We start from the raw sequence: 2,881 nt of genomic DNA, 5'->3' as shown, positions 1-2,881 counted from the left end.
GAGCATCTCGCCTCCTCAGCGATACGTATTACATCTTGCGTCGAGCGTAACGTGGAACCTAGGCGACACGCAAGACGCAATACGTGCCATCCAGCGGTTCTCTTCGGTCCGGCCAGGGCATACCCTTGGTAAGACGTACTACGAGCAGGAGTTTTGATGACGACGATCGAGACCTCGCGGTCGCAGTACGCGCAGATTGCCGGCCTGGTCCGCCGCCGCATTGCTGACGGCACATACCCCGCTGGCGCTGCGCTGCCCAGCGAAGACCGACTTGCCGACGAGCTGGGGGTGTCACGCCCGACCGTTAACAAGGCGTTGGTCATCCTGCGCAACACCGGCGAGATCAAGGTGCGCCGTGGGGCGGGAACCGTCGTTCGCTCACTGCCCACTATCTTTCGTGACGCTAAGAAGCGATACGCGGCACGCAACCAGGGCACCGGCGCAGGTGAGGTGGAGGTCAGCCGTCACGCGCTGAAGTCCAGCACCACGTACCGAGAGATCGGCCAGGCGACACCGCCTCCAGCTGTGGCGGAGATTCTTGGGCTGGCCGAAGGCGAGCTGACGCTACTGCGCAGCCGGATCTTGTATGCCGACGGCGAGCCGATCCAGATCGCGGACTCATACATCCCTTGGCGAGTCGCCGAAGGCATCGCCGACCTGTTCAAGGAGAATGCGGGTCGGGGCGGTTCCTACGGCCGACTGGCCGACGCCGGCCATCCGGTGACGAGGTTCGCCGAGGACGTCACGGTGCGTATGCCCACGGACGACGAGCAGCGGACGTTGGAGCTCGAGCCCACGCAACCAGTGTTCGAGATCTGCCATGTCGCGTACTCGCATGACCACCCCATCGAGGTGTGCATGCACGTAATGACGGGCCACCTCTGGAAGCTGCACTACGAGTGGGACGACCCAACGCACGAGCAGGACGCCTGATGCGCGTCACCATGGCGACGGAGGCGGCTCCCGGTCGCCCCGCCAACGAGGACCAGGTCTTCCACTACCAGTCCGTGGTTGGTGTCCTCGACGGGGTGACCGCCCCGAAGGACCTAGAGACCGGCTGCGAGCACGGCCCCGCCTGGTACGTCCGGCAGCTTGTGACGCACCTAAAGGCTGCCATCAATGACTCGCCCGCGGTGCCGTTGACCAGGCTTCTCGGATCGGCCATCAAACGAGTCACGCTCGATCACCCCGATTGCGACCTGAGTAACCCGAGCACACCCGCAGCCACCGTGTGCTTGGTGCGCGAGACCGAGTACGAGCTTGAGTACCTGATCCTGTGCGACAGTCCTCTCGTCGTTGACAGGGGCACAGTGACCACGGTGCTCGCTGACAAGCGGTTCGAACGGGTGATCAAACGCATCCGCGAAGAGGCACTAATCGGTGACGTGGCGATCGATTCCGAGGAACACGCAGCGCGTCTCCGTGTGGCAGCTGACCGAAAGCGACTGCTGACCAACACTCCCGAGGGCTACTGGATAGCTGCGGCTGAGCCGGTCGCGGCGGAACACGCCATCACCGGCCGGCTGCCCCTAACTGGCCCCCGAGCGGTGCGCCGGGCGGCGCTGCTAACCGACGGGGCCTCATGCGCAGTCGACACCTTTGACCTGTACAGCTGGCGCGGTTTACTCGATCTCATCACCGAGCATGGACCCCAGGAGCTGATTCGCCAGGTCCGTCATGCAGAGAACGCCGACAGCGACGGCTACGAACGACCCCGCTACAAGCGACACGATGACGCCACCGTTGCTCTCTGCCTGTTCGACGAGGAGAACCAATGACCGAGCTGCCGCGCCACTCCGTCAGCGTTGCCGGAGTCGTCACCGACGATCACGGCCGCGTACTGGTCATCCAACGTCGCGACACCGGCGCATGGCAGTTACCCGGAGGCGTACTCGAGCTAGGCGAGGCTATCGAAGACGGCATGTGCCGTGAGGTGCTAGAGGAGACCGGTGTCAGGGTGCATGCACTGCGGCTGACCGGCGTCTACAAGAACATGAAACTCGGCGTCGTCGCCCTGGTCTTCGCCGCCCAGGCCTTCGGTGGCGAACCGGCTCCCACCGAGGAGTCCGCCGCCGTCGAATGGTGGACAGTTGCTCAGGTGAAGGAGCGCATGCCAGAGGCGTTCGCGGTCCGCATCACCGATGCCGTCTACGGTGACACCCGCATCCCCCGCATCCGCCAGCACGATGGCGTGAACCTCCTTTGACGCGGCGGGCAACGCTGAGCGGTGCGTGACGACACCAGCGTGCGAAGCCACACCGACACCACCACGACGCAACACCGACGCCAAGACCAGCAGCCGCAACGGTTCAGCCATGCGATCTCCCACCGCATCCCGATTACGTCGCTTGCCTGCCGTCAGCCCCCACGCCATCGGCATGTGTCGAAACTTTCCATACGAGGTCAAGGCGGCCCGCAAGCGGGCCGCGCCTGGCCGGACTTACCCGGGCGGCGCGCATGCCTCCGGCCGCGCCGCCCGGAGCCCGGCCAGCACGACAGATGACGGCACCGGCACCTCCATGCATGGATCGACCAAGCCGCAGCATGAGTTGCCGAAGGTCAGCGCTTGATCAGATGCGGGCGAAAACGCCGGCCGACGTTGATGACCTGGCCGACGCCGACGAGCATCGAGAACGCCGGTGATCAAGACGACGACCGCTCAGCGAATGGAAATGATCTTTTGTCGACAGGATGATCACCTCGACAAGGATCATTTATATGGTTTTATGATCCAGTTTCGCACGTCAGACGGACTAACTGACCGCAGCTCCCGCCGGCGTCACACCCGTGCCATTCGATGTCTCCAAGGCAAAAGTCAAAGTCAACCCCTCAACCTCGGGCTCCGGGGAGTCGCACCCCGCCCACCATCGACCCGGGCAAA

General features: G+C 64.1%; 3 protein-coding genes. All 3 read left to right on the top strand.

Features of this window, described 5'->3' with window-relative positions; all coding sequences use genetic code 11:
- The first annotated feature begins 156 nt into the window (after nt 1-156).
- From Cco03nite_RS41755 to Cco03nite_RS41745, 3 genes are read left to right on the top strand one after another with little or no spacing between them, the layout of a single operon-like run.
- On the top strand, nt 157-933 hold the full coding sequence (locus Cco03nite_RS41755) for a GntR family transcriptional regulator (protein WP_203699594.1): 777 nt from the start codon (nt 157-159) through the stop codon (nt 931-933).
- Complete coding sequence (locus Cco03nite_RS41750) at nt 933-1,778, top strand: hypothetical protein (protein ID WP_239168092.1); 846 nt, start codon at nt 933-935, stop codon at nt 1,776-1,778. Before Cco03nite_RS41755 ends, Cco03nite_RS41750 begins: the two co-directional genes overlap by 1 nt.
- The gene (locus Cco03nite_RS41745) at nt 1,775-2,206 is read left to right on the top strand and encodes an NUDIX hydrolase (RefSeq protein ID WP_203699593.1); all 432 of its coding nucleotides are present in this window, start codon (nt 1,775-1,777) and stop codon (nt 2,204-2,206) included. The genes Cco03nite_RS41750 and Cco03nite_RS41745 overlap by 4 nt, the downstream gene beginning before the upstream one ends.
- Nucleotides 2,207-2,881: the final 675 nt, after the last annotated feature.

The organism is Catellatospora coxensis (assembly GCF_016862635.1).
Taxonomy (GTDB): domain Bacteria; phylum Actinomycetota; class Actinomycetes; order Mycobacteriales; family Micromonosporaceae; genus Catellatospora; species Catellatospora coxensis.
Note: the sequence above shows the minus strand (reverse complement) of the source record. Positions and strands in the feature narration are given on the sequence as shown.